Below are 16,991 nucleotides of genomic sequence, written 5' to 3' on the forward strand. Positions count from 1 at the left end.
GTGTCCTTGTGAGGCTGAACGATGAAGCCATCTGTGCTCTGAGCTGTGTGGAGCCTTCCAAACTAAAAAGCCCTTTCTCGTGTGAAACGGGAAAGGGCTTTCTGGTAAAAGAGCGTTTGTCACCAACAGAGGACAGTTTCAGCCTTTAGCCTCGCAAGGACGGGCTCTTACTTACAGGCCGTGAGCTTCGCGCATCGACTCGCGGCAGGCGGTCAGGTATTGATCCACCAGCTCGTCGGTGATGGTCGTGGACACGAACAAGGCTTCATACTGGGCGGGAGCCAGGTAGATGCCGCGGTTCAGCATGGCCCGGAAGTAGCGGCCAAAGGCCTCGGTGTCGGAAGTTTTGGCGTCTTCGAGGTTGTGAACCGGCTTATCCGTGAAGAACACGCTGAACATCGAGCCCACCTGATTGACGGTATAGTTCAGGCCCAACTCGGCGGCAATCTGGCGGGTGCCGTCGGCAATGCGGGTAGTGATACGCTCCAATTCGGTGTAGAGCTCGGGGTGCTCCTGCAGGTAGGTGAGCTGGGCAATGCCGGCGGCAGTGGCAATGGGGTTGCCCGAGAGCGTACCTGCCTGGTAGACTTTGCCGGCCGGCGCCACGCAGTCCATAATGTCCTGCCGGCCACCGTAAGCCCCGACGGGCATACCGCCGCCGATGATTTTGCCTAGCGTGGTCATGTCGGGCGTGATGCCGTAGCGTTCCTGAGCGCCGCCGCGGGCCAGGCGGAAACCAGTCATGACTTCGTCGAAAATCAGGACGATGCCGTACTCGGTGCACAACTCGCGCAGGCCCTGCAGGTAGCCTTGGTCAGGCGCGACGAGGCCCATGTTGCCTACTACGGGCTCCAGAATCAGAGCGGCAACCTGGTCTTGGTTGGCTTCAATGGCGGCGCGGGTAGCTGCCAGGTCGTTGTAGGCCACCGTAATGGTGTCCTGGGCTACGCCTTCGGTTACGCCCGGCGAATCGGGCGTGCCCAGAGTGAGGGCACCCGAGCCGGCCGCAATCAGGAAAGAGTCGCCGTGGCCGTGGTAGCAGCCTTCGAACTTGATAATCTTGTTGCGGCCGGTGTAGCCGCGGGCCACCCGGATGGCCGACATGCAGGCCTCGGTGCCCGAGTTGACCAGGCGCACCTTCTCGATGCTGGGCACCATTTTCTTGATGAGCTCGGCCATTTCGACCTCGCGGCGGGTGGGCGCCCCAAACGACAAGGACCCCTGGATGGCGTCCTGCACGGCGTTGAGCACCACGTCCGGGGCGTGACCCAGAATCATGGGGCCCCAGGAGTTGATGAAGTCCATGTAGCGGTTGCCGTCCACGTCGGTCAGCCAGGCACCCTTGGCCGACTGCATGAACACGGGGTGGCCGCCCACGGCGCGGAAGGCGCGAACCGGCGAGTTGACGCCGCCGGGAATATGGTCTTTGGCGCGGGTAAACAGCGCGTCGGAAGTAGCGAGGTTGAGGTCAGTAGTCAGAGCTGATTCTTGAGCCATGAGGAGCAGGGAAGAAGGCGTAGCGAGAGGGTAAAGTTGACATTGAACAGCGGATATCTCACTACTTTTTACCCGCTCTTACTGAAGTATAACCTAGCGGAAGCCAACTGGGTTCTGTACTTCCACTTCCAGGCGCTCCAATTTGGTAAACGGCACGTACTGGTTGTCGTGGGCGCCGGTGGGGTAGCCGATGCCCTGAAACACGGAGCCTGAAATTGGGCCGGAGGCAGCCAGATTCTGCTGGAAACCGGGGCCGTTCAGGTGCAGCTGGGAGCCAAAGTAGTAAAGCAGTTCGAAGCCAGTGAAGGCAAACACCGACGGCGGCAGGTTCTGGCGCTGAGTGTAAAGCTGGCGGAAGCGGCGCACGCCGGGGTTGAGCTTGTCGAGATACTTGGGATGAATAAAAAACACGTCCCGCGAGTCGAGCTGGCCCAGGCTCACCCGGGAGTTTTCCAGCCAGGAGGCGTAGGTCAGCAGTGGCAGGCGGGCTCCCTGGCTCTGCATTACGCCCAGGGTGTAGGGGCCAGCCTTGCGGTGGTCGGAAGCCACTACCAGGTGGCCCACCGTTTTAAGGTCGACACCAGCAAAGCCTGCACTCAGGGTTTCTTCCACGTCGGAGTTGATGCGGCGCAGCTGCAGGACCTTGCCACCCAGGGCTTCGTAGGCGGTTTTGTAGGCTTGTCCGAAGGCGGCTTCGTCCTTGGTATCCTCGTAGAGCACCACGGCCGTGCGGCCCGTGAAGCGGGAAATGGCAAACTGCGCCGCTTGCTTGGCCTGGGTTACGGTGCTGGGCTCAAAGAGGTAGTGCCAGCCGTTGTCCTGCACCAGGTCGGCGTCCTGGGAAAGGGGATTGATGCAGATAATCTGCCGCTGCTGAGCGTAGCGGGCCAGAATCTTGCTGCCCGACTTATAAATGGGGCCGATAATCATATCCATGCCGGCCAGCTCGGGCAAGGCCAGCACCTGCTTGAGCTGCAGCGTGTCGGCGCCGGTGTCGTAGGAGAAGAGCTGAATCGGGCGGCCCTCGCGCTGCAGTGAATCCTGGGCCAGGCGCATACCGGCGTAGAGGTCCGTCACAAACTGGTTTTTGCGCTGCTTTTCCCAGCTGGGGTCGTCGAATTCGAAGGGCAAGAGCACGGCCACGTTGTAGGAGCTCTTTTTCTGGGCTTTAGGACGGGGCGTGTAGCGGGTTCGGTCGAGGCTGAACTGGGTAACGAGTTGGTCGAGGACAGGCTTGTCGGCGTCGGTGTACCAGCCGCCAGCCACGAGCTTGTCGGCGTAAGCCCGGCCTACGGCAGCATCCTGGGGGTAGCGCTGCAGCAGGTTTTGAAAAAGTACCTTGTCTTTGATGCGGGGCAAATACACGGCTTTCATGGCTTCCCGCTCGGTTTCGAGGCGGCCGGCGGGCAGTTGAGCCAGCACTTTCAGGGCGTTGTCGGCTTCGCCTTGCTCGAAAGATACCTGGCCCTGCAGGAAAAAGGCTTCCGCCAGGTTGGGCCAGTTGGGGTACTCGTTGCGCAGCAGATTGAGCATCTGCTCGGCCTCGGCCCATTTCTTGGCCCGGGTGGCAGCAATGGCATATAAGTAGGCCGCGTCGGGGGACCGGTCGAACTTGGCCGTGGGCAGCGTCAGGGGTTCCAGCTCCTGCATAGCCAGGTCGTAGCGGGTCTGGTTGATGAGGGTTTTGCCGTTCTGGTAGCGCACGTTCGGGTCACTGGAGCCCAGGTTGGCGGGCAGCGGTACCTGGGGCTTGGACGGGGTGGGCAGGGCAGGTTTGGGCGTGGTCGGAGCCGTGGTAGCAGCCGCTTTGGTAGGGCTCGTAGGCGAAGCAGCGGCGGACTTGGTGCTATTAGCAGCAGCCGGTTTGGTAGCGCCCGTAGCTGGCGTAGCGGCCGGTTTGCCCGCGGCGGGCTTGGCGGGCGCAGTAGTGGGTTTGGTGGCGGAGGTAGCCGGAGCGGGGCCGGGCGTTTTGCTCGGAACCCCAGTCGGCTTTTTGGCCGCCGGTACGGTGGTCGTGCCGGCCGGGCGCGGCGCGGCGGGTTTGGGCGTGGTCGGCTGTTGGGCCAGCCCCGTGAGGGTAGAAGAGGAAAGCAGCAGCGTGGCTGCCAGCCGAAGAGCAACAAGATGCCTCATAGCAGAGGGCCGGAGAGTTAGGTCGAAAGGGAGTTGCCAGCCAAACCAGCGGCCGGCAACATTCGGGCAAAGGTACGCAGGATCGGGCGGGAAGATGTAGGAGTCAGATTTACGCCGTATTTTACCCGCTCTTCCGGCGGGTTGGGGCATACTCCAGCACGCTCCCTTTACGTTACGAGTCCTATGCAAACTTCTGCCGCCGCTTTTTCCCGGCCCGAGCTTCGCCAGCGGCTCAACCTGCTGCTGGTGCTCGGCGCTTCGCTCGCGCTGAGCGTGGTGCTGATTGTGTTCCGGGTGTTCCTGACCCAGAAGATTTACTTCGTATTTCTGCTCTGGAACCTGTTTCTGGCTTTGATTCCCTTCGGATTGAGTACGATGCTGGGCTTGGCCGCTGGACCGGTGCGGGCCCGGGTACTGCTGCCGGTGGGAGCCGTGTGGCTCTTGTTTTTCCCGAACGCGCCCTACATTCTCACCGACTTGTTTCACCTGGAGCCCCGCAGCGGCGTGCCCTACTGGTATGATCTGGCCCTGATTCTGACTTGCGCCTGGAACGGACTGATGCTGGCTTACGCTTCGCTGCTGGATATGCAAAACCTAGTGCAGCGCCGCATGGGCTCGGCCGCCAGCTGGGTATTCGTGGTAGTGGCGCTGCTGCTGAGTAGCTTCGGAATTTACCTGGGCCGGTTTCTGCGCTTCAACAGCTGGGATATTATCACCAACCCGCTGACGCTGTTCTACGACATCCTGAACCGGGTGCTGCATCCGGCGGCCCACCCCCGCACCTGGGGCGTTACGCTGCTGTTCGGCGTATTCCTGGTTATTGGCTACAGCACCGTGCGTCTGCTGGGCCGCCTGCAGCCTGCTCCGGCCGAATAGCCCCACCTGGCCGCCTGATTTACCGCAGCGTCTGGGCCGCCAGCCGGTCAAGCAAGCCTAGCAGAAAGGCGTTGCCGGGCGCCAGTTCCCCGGCACGGGCCCGCAGCTCGGCCGCCGACTGCACCCAGGGCCCCGGCACCAGCTCGTGGCCGTCGTGGTGCAGCATGGCCGCCAGAATTTCCGGAGTTAGCTCGGGGTGAAACTGCAAGCCCACCACCCGGTTGTCAAAAATGAAGCCTTGCTGGGCGCAGGCCGCCGAGCTAGCCAGTGGCACGGCGTCCGAAGGCAGCTCAAACGCGTCGCCGTGCCAGTGCAACACGGTCAGGGGCTCGGGCAAGGGTGCTACAAACGGGTGCTGTTGTGCTATGGCCGGCGGGTAAACCGGCCAAAAACCGATTTCCAGGGCCGGGCTGCGGTACACCGTTGCTCCCAGGGCTTCGGCCAGCAGTTGGGCACCCAGGCAGATGCCCAGTACCACTTTGCCTGCTCCAATAGCTGCCTGGATTCCCGCTTTTTCATTCCGCAGCCACGGGTACTCGGCTTCCTCGTGCACGCCCATCACCCCGCCCAGTACTAGCAGCCAATCATAGTCGGTAGTAGGCGGAAACTGCGGGCCGGGCTCGTACAGACGGGTGTAGGTCCAGGTGTGACCGTGGTGGGCGGCCCAGTCGAGCAGTACGCCCGGCGTTTCGAAAGCTGCGTGCTGGTAGCAATGAATCCGCATGGCTAGCGCAAATCGTCGTGTTCGAGGTAAAGACTATAACTGACCTGCAGCGGCCGGAGCTCTCCGCCCGTAGCGGGCCTTGCCAGTAGTTGCTGGCCGGCTTGCAGGGGCACTTTGGCCGCTTGGGTGAAAAGTATCTGTACTAGCGCCTCGGGCTGGCCTTTTACGGCTGCTCGGGTTGCTGCCAATTGTACAACCTGGTCGAAATCGGGCTGGCCGGCAATGCGGTGGATTACAAACTGCTCGGGCTCCTGGCCAACCAGCAGCAGGGCCGGCTCGGGCGTGGCGCTGGGTGTGAGGCGCTGAAAATACAGCACCTGCCTGATACGCACCGTAATCTGGCGGGCAATGGGCGTGCCGCCCCGCTCAAAATGGCCCCGGTAGAGCGTAGCCCGAAACGGCCGAGGCTGTTGCACCATCTGGGGCAGCACAAATTGCTCGGGCTCCAGGGTGTAGACGGTTTGCTGCGGAAACTGCTGCTGGCTGGCCCGGTACGCCGCTTGGGCCGAGTCGCCGAGTTCCAGTTCCAGCACCACCTGGTAGTCGTGTGGCGTGTGGAACATGGGCAGGTGGGAGGCGAATACCTGTTGCTGCCCAAAAATCAGCATACCGTGGGTGCTGGACCGGTCGGCCGGGCCGGGAGCGGGGGAGTGGGGGTGCTGGGCCTGGGCGAAAGAGCAGCACAGAAGGAGCAGCGCAGTGAACAATGTGCGCGGCCCAACCCGGAGCGGGTTAACAAGCATTTGTCAGAAGGGACAAAGGGGGGATTGCCAATAAGCGGCACCGGGGCAAAGATACGCCCCCGCTGCGGTGCGGACCTAATCCGGCTCGGCCACGACAACACAAAACCGCCTGAGCCAGCGCCAACGTCGAGTTTACTCGCCAGAAAGCCGTTTCTTGGCTGCTATATTCGATACTTGCTATGAAACTTCCTTCCTTACAGCACGTCGTTGCCGAAGCCACCCGGGTGGTTCGCCGTTTCCCGCTCACGCTGCTGTGTGCCCTGGTCCTCTGCGTGGCTGGCATCTATACGATCAGCCTCGACTACCCGGAGGAGCAAAAGCTGAAGTGGCTGTTTCCGCTGGCCTCTTCGGCGGCGCTCGGCCTGACCCTGACCTTGAGCCTGGCCCTGGCGGCTGAGCGGTACCGCTGGCCTCTGGTAGGCAAGTTGGCCGCAGCCCTGGGCACCGTCGGGTTGTTGGTCTTGTGGTACGTAGCGGCTCCTGCTAAGCCCGACATGGTGTGGGTGCTGCGGTTGTTTGTGTTGCTGGTGGCCTCGCACTTGCTGGTGGCCGTGGTGCCCTACCTGCCCGAGCTGCGCCGCCAGGCCGATACGCCCGGCTTTTGGCGTTACAACGAAACCTTGTTTTTGCGCATTCTTACGGCCGGACTGTACTCGGGCGTGCTGTATGCCGGCTGCTCCCTGGCTTTGGTAGCCGTTAAAAACCTGTTTGATGTCAAGCTAGATGACAACTTATTTGGCTACCTGTTTACGGTGCTGGCCACCCTATTCAACACCTGGTTTTTCCTGGCCGGCGTGCCTCAGGACTTTGCCGCCCTGGAACAGGAAGCCCCTTATCCGAAAGGACTAAAGGTCTTTACCCAGTTTGTGCTGCTGCCGTTGGTGGTGCTGTATTTAGGCATTCTCTACGCCTACCTGGGTCGGATTGTGGTGCAGTGGGAGTTGCCCAAAGGCTGGGTTTCCATTCTGATTCTGGCATTTTCGGTGGCCGGCATCTTTGCCTTGCTCCTGATTCACCCCATCCGCGACGCGGCCGGAAACACCTGGATTCGCACCTTTTCCCGCTGGTTTTACCGGGCCTTGCTGCCGCTGCTGGGCCTGCTGGTCGTGGCCATCAACACCCGAATTCAGGCGTATGGTTTTACCGAGGAGCGCTACTACGTGCTGGTGCTGGCCGGGTGGCTGGCCATTATGCTGGCGTATTTTCTCTGGCACCAGGGGCGGGGCATTATCTGGATTCCGGCTTCCCTGGCTGTAGTGGCTCTGCTCACGTTGCTGGGGCCCTGGAGCGCGGTGGCGGTGGCCGAGCGGAGCCAACTCAGGGAGTTAAAGGAGCTGAGTGCCCAGCACCAGCTGCTGCAAAATGGGCGGCTCGACTCAGCGGGGCGGCGGGCACCGAAGCTGCCTTTTGCGGCCCGCAAGCGGATTACGTCCATTTTTGTGTTTTTTGCGGAGCGCGGTGCCATCGACCAGCTGCAGCCTCTGTTTGCCGTCTCCCTCCAACTACCCGATTCATTGCGCAATGCCGTGAGTGACGAGCAACGCAGCTGGCAAACCCAGCGGCTGTTTGCAGCCAGTCATATTGACCGGGTTGGCTATTACGAGGAAGAAGATGAATTTCCCGAAACAAGGTCTTCGTTTACTGTCGAACCACCTGAGGCGCAGCCCCTGGGGCCGGGCCGCTACTGGCTGCGCCGCGTCGCGCCCGACTATTACCAGAAACCCGACGATGATACGCTGGCACAGTTGGTGCTGGGGGAAGGTACTTTCCGGTTGCGCAGCACCGGCCGCCGCCGCTGGCTTCATCTGGAGCAGCTGCGGGCTGATGGCCGCTGGCAAATCAGGCTTACGGCCCAAACCGGAGCCCTGGCCGATTCGCTGGTGCAGCGTCACCCCGCCGCTACTACTGAAGAGGAGTTGGCTGGAATTCGGCTTCCGGCCAAGGGCCTTACGCTTACGGCCCGCGGCGCCAACGCCACGTTGCAGCTGTACCTGTCCGAGCTAAGCCGTAGTAGCCGCCAGGATACCGTCCGCTACGATTACAGTGGCAGCGCCTTGCTAGAGCTAAAGGCTAATCCGAAAGCACTGAAGCCTGAAAAGTAAAAGCCGGTCTGCAGTGCCCTCAAGGTAATTTAGAGGCTGTACAGTAATAAGCCAAGCATCCAGTTCAGTAGAAACAGCGTGCTACCCAGCAGCAAGCCAAATACCACCCACCGCAGCGCATAGCTCAGCGGCGAGGTCCCGGCGGGCCGCTGTAAGCCCGGCCAAGCCATCCACAAACTTACCAAAGCAACCAGCAGGGCAATAAACAGCATCGGCGTTCCAATCAGGCGTTCCAACAAATCGGGTGAGCTGCAAAAGTAGTCGGCCCAGCCCCGCAAATACCAAAAAAGGCTGCTCCGAAAGTCCGGAACAGCCTTTTTGCTGAAAAGATTATCGGCTACAAAATCCGAAGTTCAGACTTACTCCCACTCAATCGTAGCCGGGGGCTTGGAGCTGATGTCGTACACCACGCGGTTGATGCCGCGCACCTGGTTGATGATCTTGTTGGACACGTGGGCCAGGAAGTCGTAGGGGAGGTGGGCCCAGTCGGCCGTCATGCCGTCTACGCTGGTCACGGCGCGCAGGGCCACGACTTGCTCGTAGGTCCGCTCGTCGCCCATCACGCCCACGCTCTGAATCGGGAGCAGCATCACGCCGGCCTGCCACACCTCCTCATAGAGGCCAAACTCGCGCAGGCCGTCGATGAAAATAGCGTCGGCCCGCTGCAGCAAATCCACCTTGTGCGGGGTCACGTCGCCCAGGATGCGGATGCCCAGGCCGGGGCCGGGGAAGGGGTGACGGTGCAGGATGTTGTGGGGCAGCTCCAGCGCGTCGCCTACCTGCCGCACCTCGTCCTTGAACAAGGCCCGCAGCGGCTCCACGATTTTCAGGTTCATCTTCTCCGGCAAGCCGCCCACGTTGTGGTGGCTCTTAATCGTGACGGCCGGCCCTTTCACCGACACCGATTCAATAACGTCCGGATAAATCGTGCCCTGGGCCAGCCACCGGGCACCTTCCACCTTCTGGGCTTCCTGGTCGAAGATTTCCACGAATGTGCGGCCAATGGCCTTGCGCTTGCCTTCGGGGTCGGAAATGCCGGCCAGCGCAGTGTAGAACTCCTGAGAAGCATCCACGCCGCGCACGTTCAGGCCCAGGTCCTTATACGAGTGCAACACGCTCTCAAACTCGTCTTTGCGCAGCAGGCCGTTATTGACGAAAATGCCGTGCAGGCGCGGCCCGATGGCCCGGTGCAGCAGCAAGGCCGCCACGCTGGAGTCGACGCCACCGGAGAGGCCCAGAATTACCTTGTCGTCGGGGCCGATGGTATTTTGCAACGCCAAGACCATGCTATCCACGAAGTGCTCGGGCGTCCAGCTTTGGTCGCAGCCGCAGATGTCGACCACGAAGTTGCGCATGAGCAGCTTGCCTTCGGTGGAGTGCGTCACCTCGGGGTGAAACTGGATGCCGTAGGTTTCCTGGCCCAGCACGTGGTAGGCAGCCACATCTACTTCCGGGGTGCTGGCAATGATTTCAAAGCCGGCGGGCAGGGTCTTTATCGTATCGCCGTGCGACATCCAGACCTGGGAGCCGCCGGTCAGCTCCCGCATGAGCGGGTTGCTTTGGTCGAGGTGGCTGAGGCGGGCCCGGCCGTACTCCCGGATGGTGGCGGGCAGCACGTCGCCGCCGTTCTGGCTTGCCAGCAGTTGGGCGCCGTAACACACACCCAGCACCGGCACCTTACCCAGGTAGCGGCTCAGATCGGGGTTGGGCGCTTCCGGGTCGCGCACCGAGCAGGGGCTGCCGGAAAGCACGACGCCCCGGATATCCTCAGTGAGGTCCGGGGCGTGCGTAAACGGATGAATCTCGCAGTAGACGTTCAATTCCCGAATGCGTCGGGCAATGAGCTGCGTGTACTGGGAGCCGAAATCGAGAATTAAAATCTGTTGAGGCATGGGCAAAGGTACTAACCGTGGCCGGGCAAGCAAAACCCGGGCGTATTATCATTTCACCGGCCGCTTACCGTCGGCGACCTTTCCTATTCATGTCACAAATCATTCCTTTTGGAGCTGATAAACCAGTGCTAGATTCCAAAACAAGGCGTTAAAATAGGTTTTTTACTATGTAATAACCGCATAGTCAACATCACAGTTGCCAGTAGTTTAGCCTTTCCTGCTACCCTCGCCAGGTACATCTTTGGGCAGATTTTCGGTTCTAAAAACTGCTCCTATGTCCCACACTCTCCGCGTATTTGGCCTTTTCTGCCTGCTGGGTTCCGCTTTTTCAACCCTGGCTCAGACGACAAATCCCAACGCTTCGCTGATTGCGGCTCAAGTAGAGAAGAAGCCCAGCTCCGCTCCGAACCCCGAAACCAAGTCTTCCCAGGAACAGCCCGTCACAACAACGGCTGAGCCCGAATCGGAAGCTGAGCCCGAAGCCGCAGCGGCGCCCGCCACCACCACCACGACTACCACCGCGGCCGCCGAAATAGCTACGCTCACCGGCCGGGTATTCAATGAAGAAAACAAGCCCCTGGCTGGCGTCGTGGTATTCATTAAGGATGCCGCCGCCTTTGTCAGCACCGACGCCAAGGGGGAATACCGTCTCGACGCGCCGGCCGGGGTACACACGCTCACTTTCAGCTACGCTGGCTACGAGGAGCAGCAACTGAAAGCCAGCAATTTCCTGCCCGCCAGCGTCCAGTTGCTCCCGGCCGCCAACAAGAAAAAGCTAACCAAAAGCAGCCGCCACTAACCCGCTATTGTTTTCCTGTCCCATCGGCAGAGCCCGCGGCCATACCAGCCGCGGGCTTTTTGGCGTTATTCCCCGAGCAGAAGGCCCAAATTTTATCTGCCGGCGAGTCGGATAAAATCTTTCCGGTCCCGTATAAGAGCGTCATTCGCCCATTCCGGAAGCCGGGTGGCGAGTAGTTTTCATCTTACCGCAGTCTGAATGAAATACCTGATCCGTACTGTTTGCAGCCTTGCCTGCGTTGTTTTTCCTTTAGTAGTAGCTGCCCAATCAGCGCCTAAAACCGCGCCAGCCCGGGCTAAATCGGGCACGGAGCAGGTAGCTGCCGCTGTTGCACCGGCCCCGAGCACTACCGAGGTGCTTAAAAAACCGGCCGCACCCGCCAAAAACGCCGTGAAGGTGCTTACCGGCTACGTGCTCAATGAAGAAGGTGAGCCGCTGGCCGGCGCCACGGTGATTTCCGAGAAAGGCGAAGTCATTACCACCAATGCCGACGGGCAGTTCATGATTCAGTCGACGGCTACTACGCCGGTGCTGCGGGCCAGCTACGCCGGCTACCAGGAAATGCAGCTTCCCATCAATACGATGCAGCCCACGACTTTCCGCCTCGACCCGATTGAGCACTACCAAAAGCAGCTCAAGAAGCAAAGCAAGGCCGCTAATAAGGCCTGGAAGCACTAGATCCGGGTTTTTTTGAAAAATAAAGCCCCTGAGTATCTGCTACTAAATGGCGTCGAGACAAAAAACTTGACGCCATTTGTGCTTTCTGGAAAATAAGCCGCGTATATTTGCAGCGGCGAGTCAGAACGACCAGCTCCTGCTGAACTCCCCCAGGACCGGAAGGTAGCAAGGGTAAGTGGTTGAGCGGTGCGATTTTGGCTCGCTATTTTTTTGTCCTGTCCCCAACGCTTCCGCGTAGCCGCATTTGCTGGCAAACGGTTAGCTTTGGGGCATTCTTTTTTAACCCAATTCCCGCATGAAATTCTTCATTGACACCGCCAACCTCAACGATATTCAGGAAGCCGTGGACCTCGGCGTACTCGACGGCGTGACGACCAATCCGTCGTTGATGGCCAAAGAGGGCATCAAAGGCACCGACAACGTGATGGCCCACTACAAGCAGATCTGCGAAATCGTGGACGGCGACGTATCGGCCGAGGTAATTGCCGTAGACTTCGAAGAGATGGTGCGGGAAGGGGAGATGCTGGCCGATTTGCACCCCAACATCGTGGTGAAGGTGCCCATGACCCGCGACGGGGTGAAGGCCATCAAGTACTTCTCCGAAAAGGGTATCAAGACCAACTGCACCCTGATTTTCTCGGCTGGGCAGGCCTTACTGGCCGCTAAAGCCGGGGCTACCTACGTGTCGCCCTTCGTGGGCCGCCTCGACGACATCGGGCACGACGGCTTGCTGCTAGTGCAGCAAATCGTGGACATCTTCAGCAATTACGGCTACCCCACCCAGGTGCTGGCTGCCTCGGTGCGCCACGTACCCCACCTGATTCAGTGCGCCGAAATGGGTGCCGACGTGGTGACCTGCCCGCTCAGCGTAATTACCGGCCTGCTCAAGCACCCGCTCACCGACAATGGCCTGGCTACCTTCCTGGCCGACCACAAGCGGGTTAACTCGTAAATAATGTGGGTAAGGTGGTTGAATGGAAGAAATGTGAAATGATATTTAAAAACTCATCTGCTACATTTCTCCCATTCAACCACTTTAGCACACTCGCACATTAAAGAGATGTACATCATCAAAGTAAAGGGCAAGGCCAAGATTCCGGACTATATCCAGCTGCGCGACGAGAACTTTGTGCTCATTGCCTACTTCCGGGCCGACCGGCCGCTGAAGGATTTGCACCGCTACGGGCTGGAAGGCAAGGAAGAGTCGCTGGCGGCGGTAATCGAGGGCCTTTCGTTTGGCAAGCTGCAAAAGCTGGAGCTTGCCTAAGGGTCAGTTGCGGTAAGACCGCCAGCGGAAAAGGCTCATTCGACGCTTTTTCTGAGTTCTACGCTCTTCGCTCTACGTTCCAACTACAGAATGCCCACTTCTTCCACACCGGTAATTGAGTTGCACGATGTGTACGTGATGCAGGACGTCAATACCATTCTGCAGAAAGTCTCGTTCACGCTCGACAAAGGCGAGTTTGCCTACCTAGTGGGGCGCACGGGGTCGGGCAAAAGCTCGTTGCTCAAGACGCTCTACGCCGACCTGCCCATGGGTGGGGGCGTGGGTACCGTGGCCGGCTACGGCCTGCTGAAGCTGGGGGCCGACAAAGTTCCGTTTCTGCGCCGCAAGCTGGGCATCATCTTCCAGGACTTCCAGCTGCTGTTCGACCGCACGGTGGCCGAAAACCTGCTGTTTGTACTCAAAGCCACCGGCTGGCGCGGCAAGGCCAAGATTCAGCAGCGCATTTCCGAAGTACTCATGCGCGTGGGCCTGGCCGGGGCGGCTGGCAAAATGCCCCACCAGCTTTCCGGGGGCGAGCAGCAGCGCGTGGTTATTGCCCGGGCCCTGCTCAACGAGCCGGTGCTGCTGCTGGCCGATGAGCCCACCGGCAACCTCGACCCCGACGTGGCCGACAGCATCATGCGCCTGTTCGTGGAAATCAATAATGCGGGCACCGCCGTGCTTATGGCTACGCACAACTACCAGATTATCCGCCAGTATCCGAAGCGGATTCTCAAGTGCGAAAACGGGCAACTGCTCGACTCGGCCCGCGCCACCGTGACTTTGCCCGAATAACAAATGCCTGGGTCCGGTCTTTCGGTGCTGATTCCGGTCTATAACCGCAACGTAACCCCGCTGGTGTGCACGTTGTTGGAGCAATTGACTGACTGGGACGGGCCCGCCGAAATCGTGTGCCTGGACGATGCTTCGGCCCCGGAGTTTCAAGAGCTAAACCGGCTACTGGCCGTGTGGCCCGCCGTGCGCTACCAGGAATTGCCCCGGAACGTGGGCCGCTCGGCTATTCGTAATCAACTGGCCGCCGCCGCTCAGCACCCCTGGCTGCTGCTGCTCGACAATGACAGCCTACTGCCCGACGGCCAGTTTCTGGCCCGCTACGCCCAGGCCCGCGCTTTGGCTCCGGTCCTGATTGGGGGCACCACCTACGACCCACTGCCGCCCGCCGAGCCCGAGCTGCGCCTGCGCTGGTACTACGGCCGCAAGCGGGAAGCCCGGACGGCCCAGCAGCGCCAGCAGGAGCCTTACGGCCAGCTTACGCTCAACAATATGCTCATTCAGGCGGCCGTGTTCCACCAGTTTGGGCTCGATGAAAACCTGACCCGCTACGGGCACGAGGACACCAAGTTCGGCTGGCTGCTGCGCCAGGCCCAGATACCGGTGCGCCACCTCGACAACCCTGTATTGCACGACGGGCTGGAGCCGGCGGCCGTATTTTTGGAGAAAAGTCACCAGGCCGTGCGCAACTTGGCCCTGCTCTACCAGCACGAGCGACTGGGCGCCGATACCAAGCTGATGCGGCTGGCTTTGCAAGTGCGCCGTACCAAGCTGTGCAAATTCGTGCAGGCCTCTTTGGGCCTGCTGCTGCCCGCGCTGCGCCGCAACCTGCTCTCGGCCAGCCCCGACCTGCGCCGCTTCGATTTGCTCAAGCTGCACTGGCTGCTACAGGAACTAAGCCCGCCCCTGAAAAGCGAAAAAGCCCGTTTGCATTAGCAAACGGGCTTTTCTATCGGTGTTGCGAAACTTAGTCGTTGTCGGTATTCTTTACTTCCGACTTCACTTCTTTGTAGCCTTCCTTGGTCTTTTCGCCAACTTTCTTAGCGGCGTTGCCAATTTTCTGGCCTACGGTTTTGCCGGCGTCTTTTACATCGGCTGCCGTGTTGGAGGCGGCAGTGCCCACAGCCTGCCGCTCGTCGCGGGTTTCTGCTTCTGCCTTTTGGGCACCACCTTGTACGGCGTCGGCACCCTGGGCTACGCGGGCTTCGGCTTTGTCGTACGATTTGAAGGCGGCGTATTTGGCTTTTTCCTTGGCAATTTCGGCCCGGTCGGCGGTGCTAACGTCTTTTTTGATCTGGTCGTACCGGTCGTCGAGGGCTTTCCAGTCGGCATTCACCGTGCGCCAATCCTCGATGCCGTAGCGGTCCTCGTTTTCCTTGATCTGGGCCGTGAATGCCTCGTAGGTGCCGCGGATGTTGGCCGCCGTCAGGGCGCTGTATTTACCAGCTGCCGATTCGTACAAGCGGGTGGTAGTGCCGCCCGTGCTGGTGCCGGCCACGGTGCTGGGCCGGTTTTTCCAGGCCATGTCGCGCTTGTCGTAGGCAGTGGTGTAGCGGGTGCGCAGTTGCTCGATTTCCTGGCGACGGGTGTCGTCGTACTGGTCGGCATACTTATCTACGGCCGATACTTTAGCGTCGAATTCGCTCTTCATTTCGGTCGTTTCCCGCTCGTAGTCAGCCTCAACCTGGTCGCCAACGTTGTCGGCCTTGGTTTCGGCGTTGGTCACGAAGGTTTTAAAATCTTCGTAGGCCTGGTCGCTTTCCTGCGAAACTTCCTTTTTATCGGCCTGCGAGCAGCTGGTTTGGGTGAAGGTGGCGCCGCCGAGCAGCAACAGGGTGGCCAGCGCGTGTATGGATAGGTGCTTCTTGAACATGGAGTGAACGGTTGGTGGGGGAGGTATATAGCAGGCTTTTAATACAGCCGCTTGGCCCGCTTAACGCAAGCTTTTCTGCTCAGGTTACGCTGTCGGCTTTTTCCGACTGGTTCAGCCCCACGCTTTATCTTTGACCAAAACCAGTTTCGACCTGCCGCCTTTGTCTACGCCTTCTGCCACCGCCGCCCCCATTCACTTGCTCGACCTGGGAGCCCAACATGCTCCTATTCAATCCGAAATCGAGGCTGCCCTCCAGCAGGTGCTAAGCCAGGCCGCCTTTATTCAGGGGCCGGCTGTGGCGGAGTTTGCCCAGGAACTCGGGGCCTACCTCGATAATGCCCATGTAATTCCCTGCGGCAACGGCACCGATGCCCTGCAACTGGCCTTGATGAGCTTGCGGCTGCCGGCCGGCGCAGAAGTTATTGTGCCGGCTTTTACGTACGTGGCCACCATGGAAGCCGTGGCCATTCTGGGGCTGCGGCCGGTGTGCGCCGAAGTGCTGCCCGATACGTTCTGCCTCGACCCGGCGGCCGTGGCGGCGGCCATTACGCCCCGTACCGGTGCCATCATTGCCGTCCACTTGTTTGGGCAGTGCGCCGATCTGACGGCCCTGACTGAGCTGGCCCGGCAGCACCATCTGGCCCTGATTGAAGACAATGCCCAGGCCATTGGAGCCACCTGGCAGCCGGCGCAGGGAGCGGCCGTGTTTGCCGGCACGGTGGGCGAGGTGGGCACCACGTCGTTTTTTCCGTCGAAAAACCTGGGCGCGCTCGGCGACGGGGGAGCCTTGTTTACCCGCGACGCCGCCCGGGCTACGTATTTGCGGCAGTTGGCCAACCATGGGCAAACCCGCAAGTACTACCACGAGCATGTGGGCCTGAATTCCCGCCTCGACACCCTGCAGGCCGCCGTGCTCCGCGTGAAGCTGCGCCACCTGCCCACCTGGACGGCCGCCCGCCAGCACGCCGCGGCGTTTTATGATAAAATGCTCGGCGGCGTGCCGGGCCTGCAAGTGCCGGTGCGCGATTCGCGCAGTACCCACGTGTTTCACCAGTACACGGTGACTGTAGCGGCTGGGCAACGCGACGCACTGCAGGAATTTTTGCGGGAGCGGGGAATTCCCAGCGTGGTGTATTACCCCGTGCCCACCCACTTGCAGCCCGCCTATCAGTATCTGGGCTACCAGCCGGAGCAGTTTCCGGTGGCCGAAGCGCTGTGCCGCACGGTACTGTCGTTGCCCATTCATCCCACCCTGAGCCCGGCGCAGCAGCACTACATTGTAGAAGCCGTGAAGGAGTTCCTTGGCGCGAAGGTGGAATAAGCTAACTGCCGGATAGTAAGTATTGTAGGCGGTGTTTTCGACCAAAAATGCCTTTTACTTGGCTGTTAGAATAGCGCCTGATGAGTACGTCAGGAAAACAGGCGCCGGGCGCGGTGCAGCGGGCGTGCTGCGGTGGCTGAAAAAGTAGGCACCGCCCAAGCACACAACGGCTAATAGCAGAAATTGTAGCAGGGCAAGGAACTGGCGGATAGGCATATAACAGGCGCGGAAGAAATCAAAAACGGTAGGCGCAACGCAGCGCAAGAGCCACATAGCTATACAAACTTATTTTCC

At 60.3% G+C, this 16,991-nt stretch carries 16 protein-coding genes and 1 other RNA gene; 10 read left to right on the forward strand and 7 right to left on the reverse strand.

Annotated features, from left to right (window positions below):
• Nucleotides 1-171: 171 nt before the first annotated feature.
• Both hemL and MUN80_RS14895 read right to left on the reverse strand, forming a co-directional pair.
• On the reverse strand, nucleotides 172-1,497 hold the full coding sequence (gene hemL, locus MUN80_RS14890) for a glutamate-1-semialdehyde 2,1-aminomutase (protein WP_244714163.1): 1,326 nt from the start codon (nucleotides 1,495-1,497) through the stop codon (nucleotides 172-174).
• A gap of 93 nt (nucleotides 1,498-1,590) precedes the next feature.
• Complete coding sequence (locus MUN80_RS14895) at nucleotides 1,591-3,630, reverse strand: ABC transporter substrate-binding protein (RefSeq protein ID WP_244714164.1); 2,040 nt, start codon at nucleotides 3,628-3,630, stop codon at nucleotides 1,591-1,593.
• A gap of 183 nt (nucleotides 3,631-3,813) precedes the next feature.
• Here MUN80_RS14895 and MUN80_RS14900 point away from each other — a divergent pair, with 183 nt between their 5' ends.
• Nucleotides 3,814-4,506, forward strand: coding sequence for a DUF1361 domain-containing protein (locus MUN80_RS14900; RefSeq protein ID WP_244714165.1), 693 nt, complete (start codon nucleotides 3,814-3,816; stop codon nucleotides 4,504-4,506).
• Between the two features lie 19 nt (nucleotides 4,507-4,525).
• Here the strand turns inward: MUN80_RS14900 and MUN80_RS14905 are convergent, their stop codons facing one another.
• Both MUN80_RS14905 and MUN80_RS14910 read right to left on the reverse strand, forming a co-directional pair.
• Nucleotides 4,526-5,230 (reverse strand): type 1 glutamine amidotransferase, encoded by a 705-nt coding sequence (locus MUN80_RS14905; RefSeq protein ID WP_244714166.1) that lies wholly within the window; start codon nucleotides 5,228-5,230, stop codon nucleotides 4,526-4,528.
• Between the two features lie 2 nt (nucleotides 5,231-5,232).
• Nucleotides 5,233-5,973 (reverse strand): hypothetical protein, encoded by a 741-nt coding sequence (locus MUN80_RS14910; protein WP_244714167.1) that lies wholly within the window; start codon nucleotides 5,971-5,973, stop codon nucleotides 5,233-5,235.
• A gap of 179 nt (nucleotides 5,974-6,152) precedes the next feature.
• Here MUN80_RS14910 and MUN80_RS14915 point away from each other — a divergent pair, with 179 nt between their 5' ends.
• Entirely contained in the window at nucleotides 6,153-8,075 is a 1,923-nt protein-coding gene (locus tag MUN80_RS14915; protein WP_244714168.1) for a DUF4153 domain-containing protein, read from the forward strand.
• A 29-nt stretch (nucleotides 8,076-8,104) separates the two neighbouring features.
• Here the strand turns inward: MUN80_RS14915 and MUN80_RS14920 are convergent, their stop codons facing one another.
• Together MUN80_RS14920 and guaA are read right to left on the reverse strand one after the other, a co-directional pair.
• Nucleotides 8,105-8,311, reverse strand: coding sequence for a hypothetical protein (locus MUN80_RS14920; RefSeq protein ID WP_244714169.1), 207 nt, complete (start codon nucleotides 8,309-8,311; stop codon nucleotides 8,105-8,107).
• Between the two features lie 123 nt (nucleotides 8,312-8,434).
• A complete protein-coding gene (gene guaA / locus MUN80_RS14925; protein ID WP_244714170.1) occupies nucleotides 8,435-9,967 on the reverse strand; it encodes a glutamine-hydrolyzing GMP synthase in 1,533 nt (510 codons plus the stop codon).
• 274 nt (nucleotides 9,968-10,241) lie between these two features.
• Here guaA and MUN80_RS14930 point away from each other — a divergent pair, with 274 nt between their 5' ends.
• From MUN80_RS14930 to MUN80_RS14960, 7 genes are all read left to right on the forward strand, one after another.
• The gene (locus MUN80_RS14930) at nucleotides 10,242-10,766 is read left to right on the forward strand and encodes a carboxypeptidase-like regulatory domain-containing protein (RefSeq protein WP_244714171.1); all 525 of its coding nucleotides are present in this window, start codon (nucleotides 10,242-10,244) and stop codon (nucleotides 10,764-10,766) included.
• 198 nt (nucleotides 10,767-10,964) lie between these two features.
• A complete protein-coding gene (locus MUN80_RS14935) occupies nucleotides 10,965-11,444 on the forward strand; it encodes a carboxypeptidase-like regulatory domain-containing protein (protein WP_244714172.1) in 480 nt (159 codons plus the stop codon).
• Between the two features lie 112 nt (nucleotides 11,445-11,556).
• Nucleotides 11,557-11,653, forward strand: an RNA gene (gene ffs / locus MUN80_RS14940) — signal recognition particle sRNA small type.
• Nucleotides 11,654-11,739: 86 nt separating this feature from the next.
• Nucleotides 11,740-12,396, forward strand: a complete 657-nt coding sequence (fsa, locus tag MUN80_RS14945) for a fructose-6-phosphate aldolase (protein ID WP_244714173.1) — start codon at nucleotides 11,740-11,742, stop codon at nucleotides 12,394-12,396.
• Nucleotides 12,397-12,504: 108 nt separating this feature from the next.
• On the forward strand, nucleotides 12,505-12,711 hold the full coding sequence (locus tag MUN80_RS14950) for a fructose-6-phosphate aldolase (RefSeq protein ID WP_244714174.1): 207 nt from the start codon (nucleotides 12,505-12,507) through the stop codon (nucleotides 12,709-12,711).
• Between the two features lie 90 nt (nucleotides 12,712-12,801).
• Entirely contained in the window at nucleotides 12,802-13,506 is a 705-nt protein-coding gene (locus MUN80_RS14955; RefSeq protein ID WP_244714175.1) for a cell division ATP-binding protein FtsE, read from the forward strand.
• A 3-nt stretch (nucleotides 13,507-13,509) separates the two neighbouring features.
• Nucleotides 13,510-14,439 (forward strand): glycosyltransferase, encoded by a 930-nt coding sequence (locus MUN80_RS14960; RefSeq protein WP_244714176.1) that lies wholly within the window; start codon nucleotides 13,510-13,512, stop codon nucleotides 14,437-14,439.
• Nucleotides 14,440-14,470: 31 nt separating this feature from the next.
• Here MUN80_RS14960 and MUN80_RS14965 read toward each other — a convergent pair whose 3' ends face one another.
• Nucleotides 14,471-15,376, reverse strand: a complete 906-nt coding sequence (locus tag MUN80_RS14965) for a DUF6565 domain-containing protein (protein WP_244714177.1) — start codon at nucleotides 15,374-15,376, stop codon at nucleotides 14,471-14,473.
• A 130-nt stretch (nucleotides 15,377-15,506) separates the two neighbouring features.
• Between MUN80_RS14965 and MUN80_RS14970 the strand changes: the two genes are divergently transcribed.
• On the forward strand, nucleotides 15,507-16,697 hold the full coding sequence (locus MUN80_RS14970) for a DegT/DnrJ/EryC1/StrS family aminotransferase (RefSeq protein ID WP_244714178.1): 1,191 nt from the start codon (nucleotides 15,507-15,509) through the stop codon (nucleotides 16,695-16,697).
• The last annotated feature ends 294 nt before the right edge of the window (nucleotides 16,698-16,991 follow it).

The sequence above is a fragment of the Hymenobacter cellulosivorans genome (genome assembly GCF_022919135.1).
GTDB classification, from domain to species: domain Bacteria; phylum Bacteroidota; class Bacteroidia; order Cytophagales; family Hymenobacteraceae; genus Hymenobacter; species Hymenobacter cellulosivorans.

Bases quoted from the DNA above. Each gene is read 5' to 3' on its own strand.
- hemL (WP_244714163.1), bottom strand. From the start codon at position 1,497: ATGGCTCAAGAATCAGCTCTGACTACTGACCTCAACCTCGCTACTTCC.
- MUN80_RS14895 (WP_244714164.1), bottom strand. From the start codon at position 3,630: ATGAGGCATCTTGTTGCTCTTCGGCTGGCAGCCACGCTGCTGCTTTCC.
- MUN80_RS14900 (WP_244714165.1), top strand. From the start codon at position 3,814: ATGCAAACTTCTGCCGCCGCTTTTTCCCGGCCCGAGCTTCGCCAGCGG.
- MUN80_RS14905 (WP_244714166.1), bottom strand. From the start codon at position 5,230: ATGCGGATTCATTGCTACCAGCACGCAGCTTTCGAAACGCCGGGCGTA.
- MUN80_RS14910 (WP_244714167.1), bottom strand. From the start codon at position 5,973: ATGCTTGTTAACCCGCTCCGGGTTGGGCCGCGCACATTGTTCACTGCG.
- MUN80_RS14915 (WP_244714168.1), top strand. From the start codon at position 6,153: ATGAAACTTCCTTCCTTACAGCACGTCGTTGCCGAAGCCACCCGGGTG.
- guaA (WP_244714170.1), bottom strand. From the start codon at position 9,967: ATGCCTCAACAGATTTTAATTCTCGATTTCGGCTCCCAGTACACGCAG.
- MUN80_RS14930 (WP_244714171.1), top strand. From the start codon at position 10,242: ATGTCCCACACTCTCCGCGTATTTGGCCTTTTCTGCCTGCTGGGTTCC.
- MUN80_RS14935 (WP_244714172.1), top strand. From the start codon at position 10,965: ATGAAATACCTGATCCGTACTGTTTGCAGCCTTGCCTGCGTTGTTTTT.
- fsa (WP_244714173.1), top strand. From the start codon at position 11,740: ATGAAATTCTTCATTGACACCGCCAACCTCAACGATATTCAGGAAGCC.
- MUN80_RS14950 (WP_244714174.1), top strand. From the start codon at position 12,505: ATGTACATCATCAAAGTAAAGGGCAAGGCCAAGATTCCGGACTATATC.
- MUN80_RS14955 (WP_244714175.1), top strand. From the start codon at position 12,802: ATGCCCACTTCTTCCACACCGGTAATTGAGTTGCACGATGTGTACGTG.
- MUN80_RS14960 (WP_244714176.1), top strand. From the start codon at position 13,510: ATGCCTGGGTCCGGTCTTTCGGTGCTGATTCCGGTCTATAACCGCAAC.
- MUN80_RS14965 (WP_244714177.1), bottom strand. From the start codon at position 15,376: ATGTTCAAGAAGCACCTATCCATACACGCGCTGGCCACCCTGTTGCTG.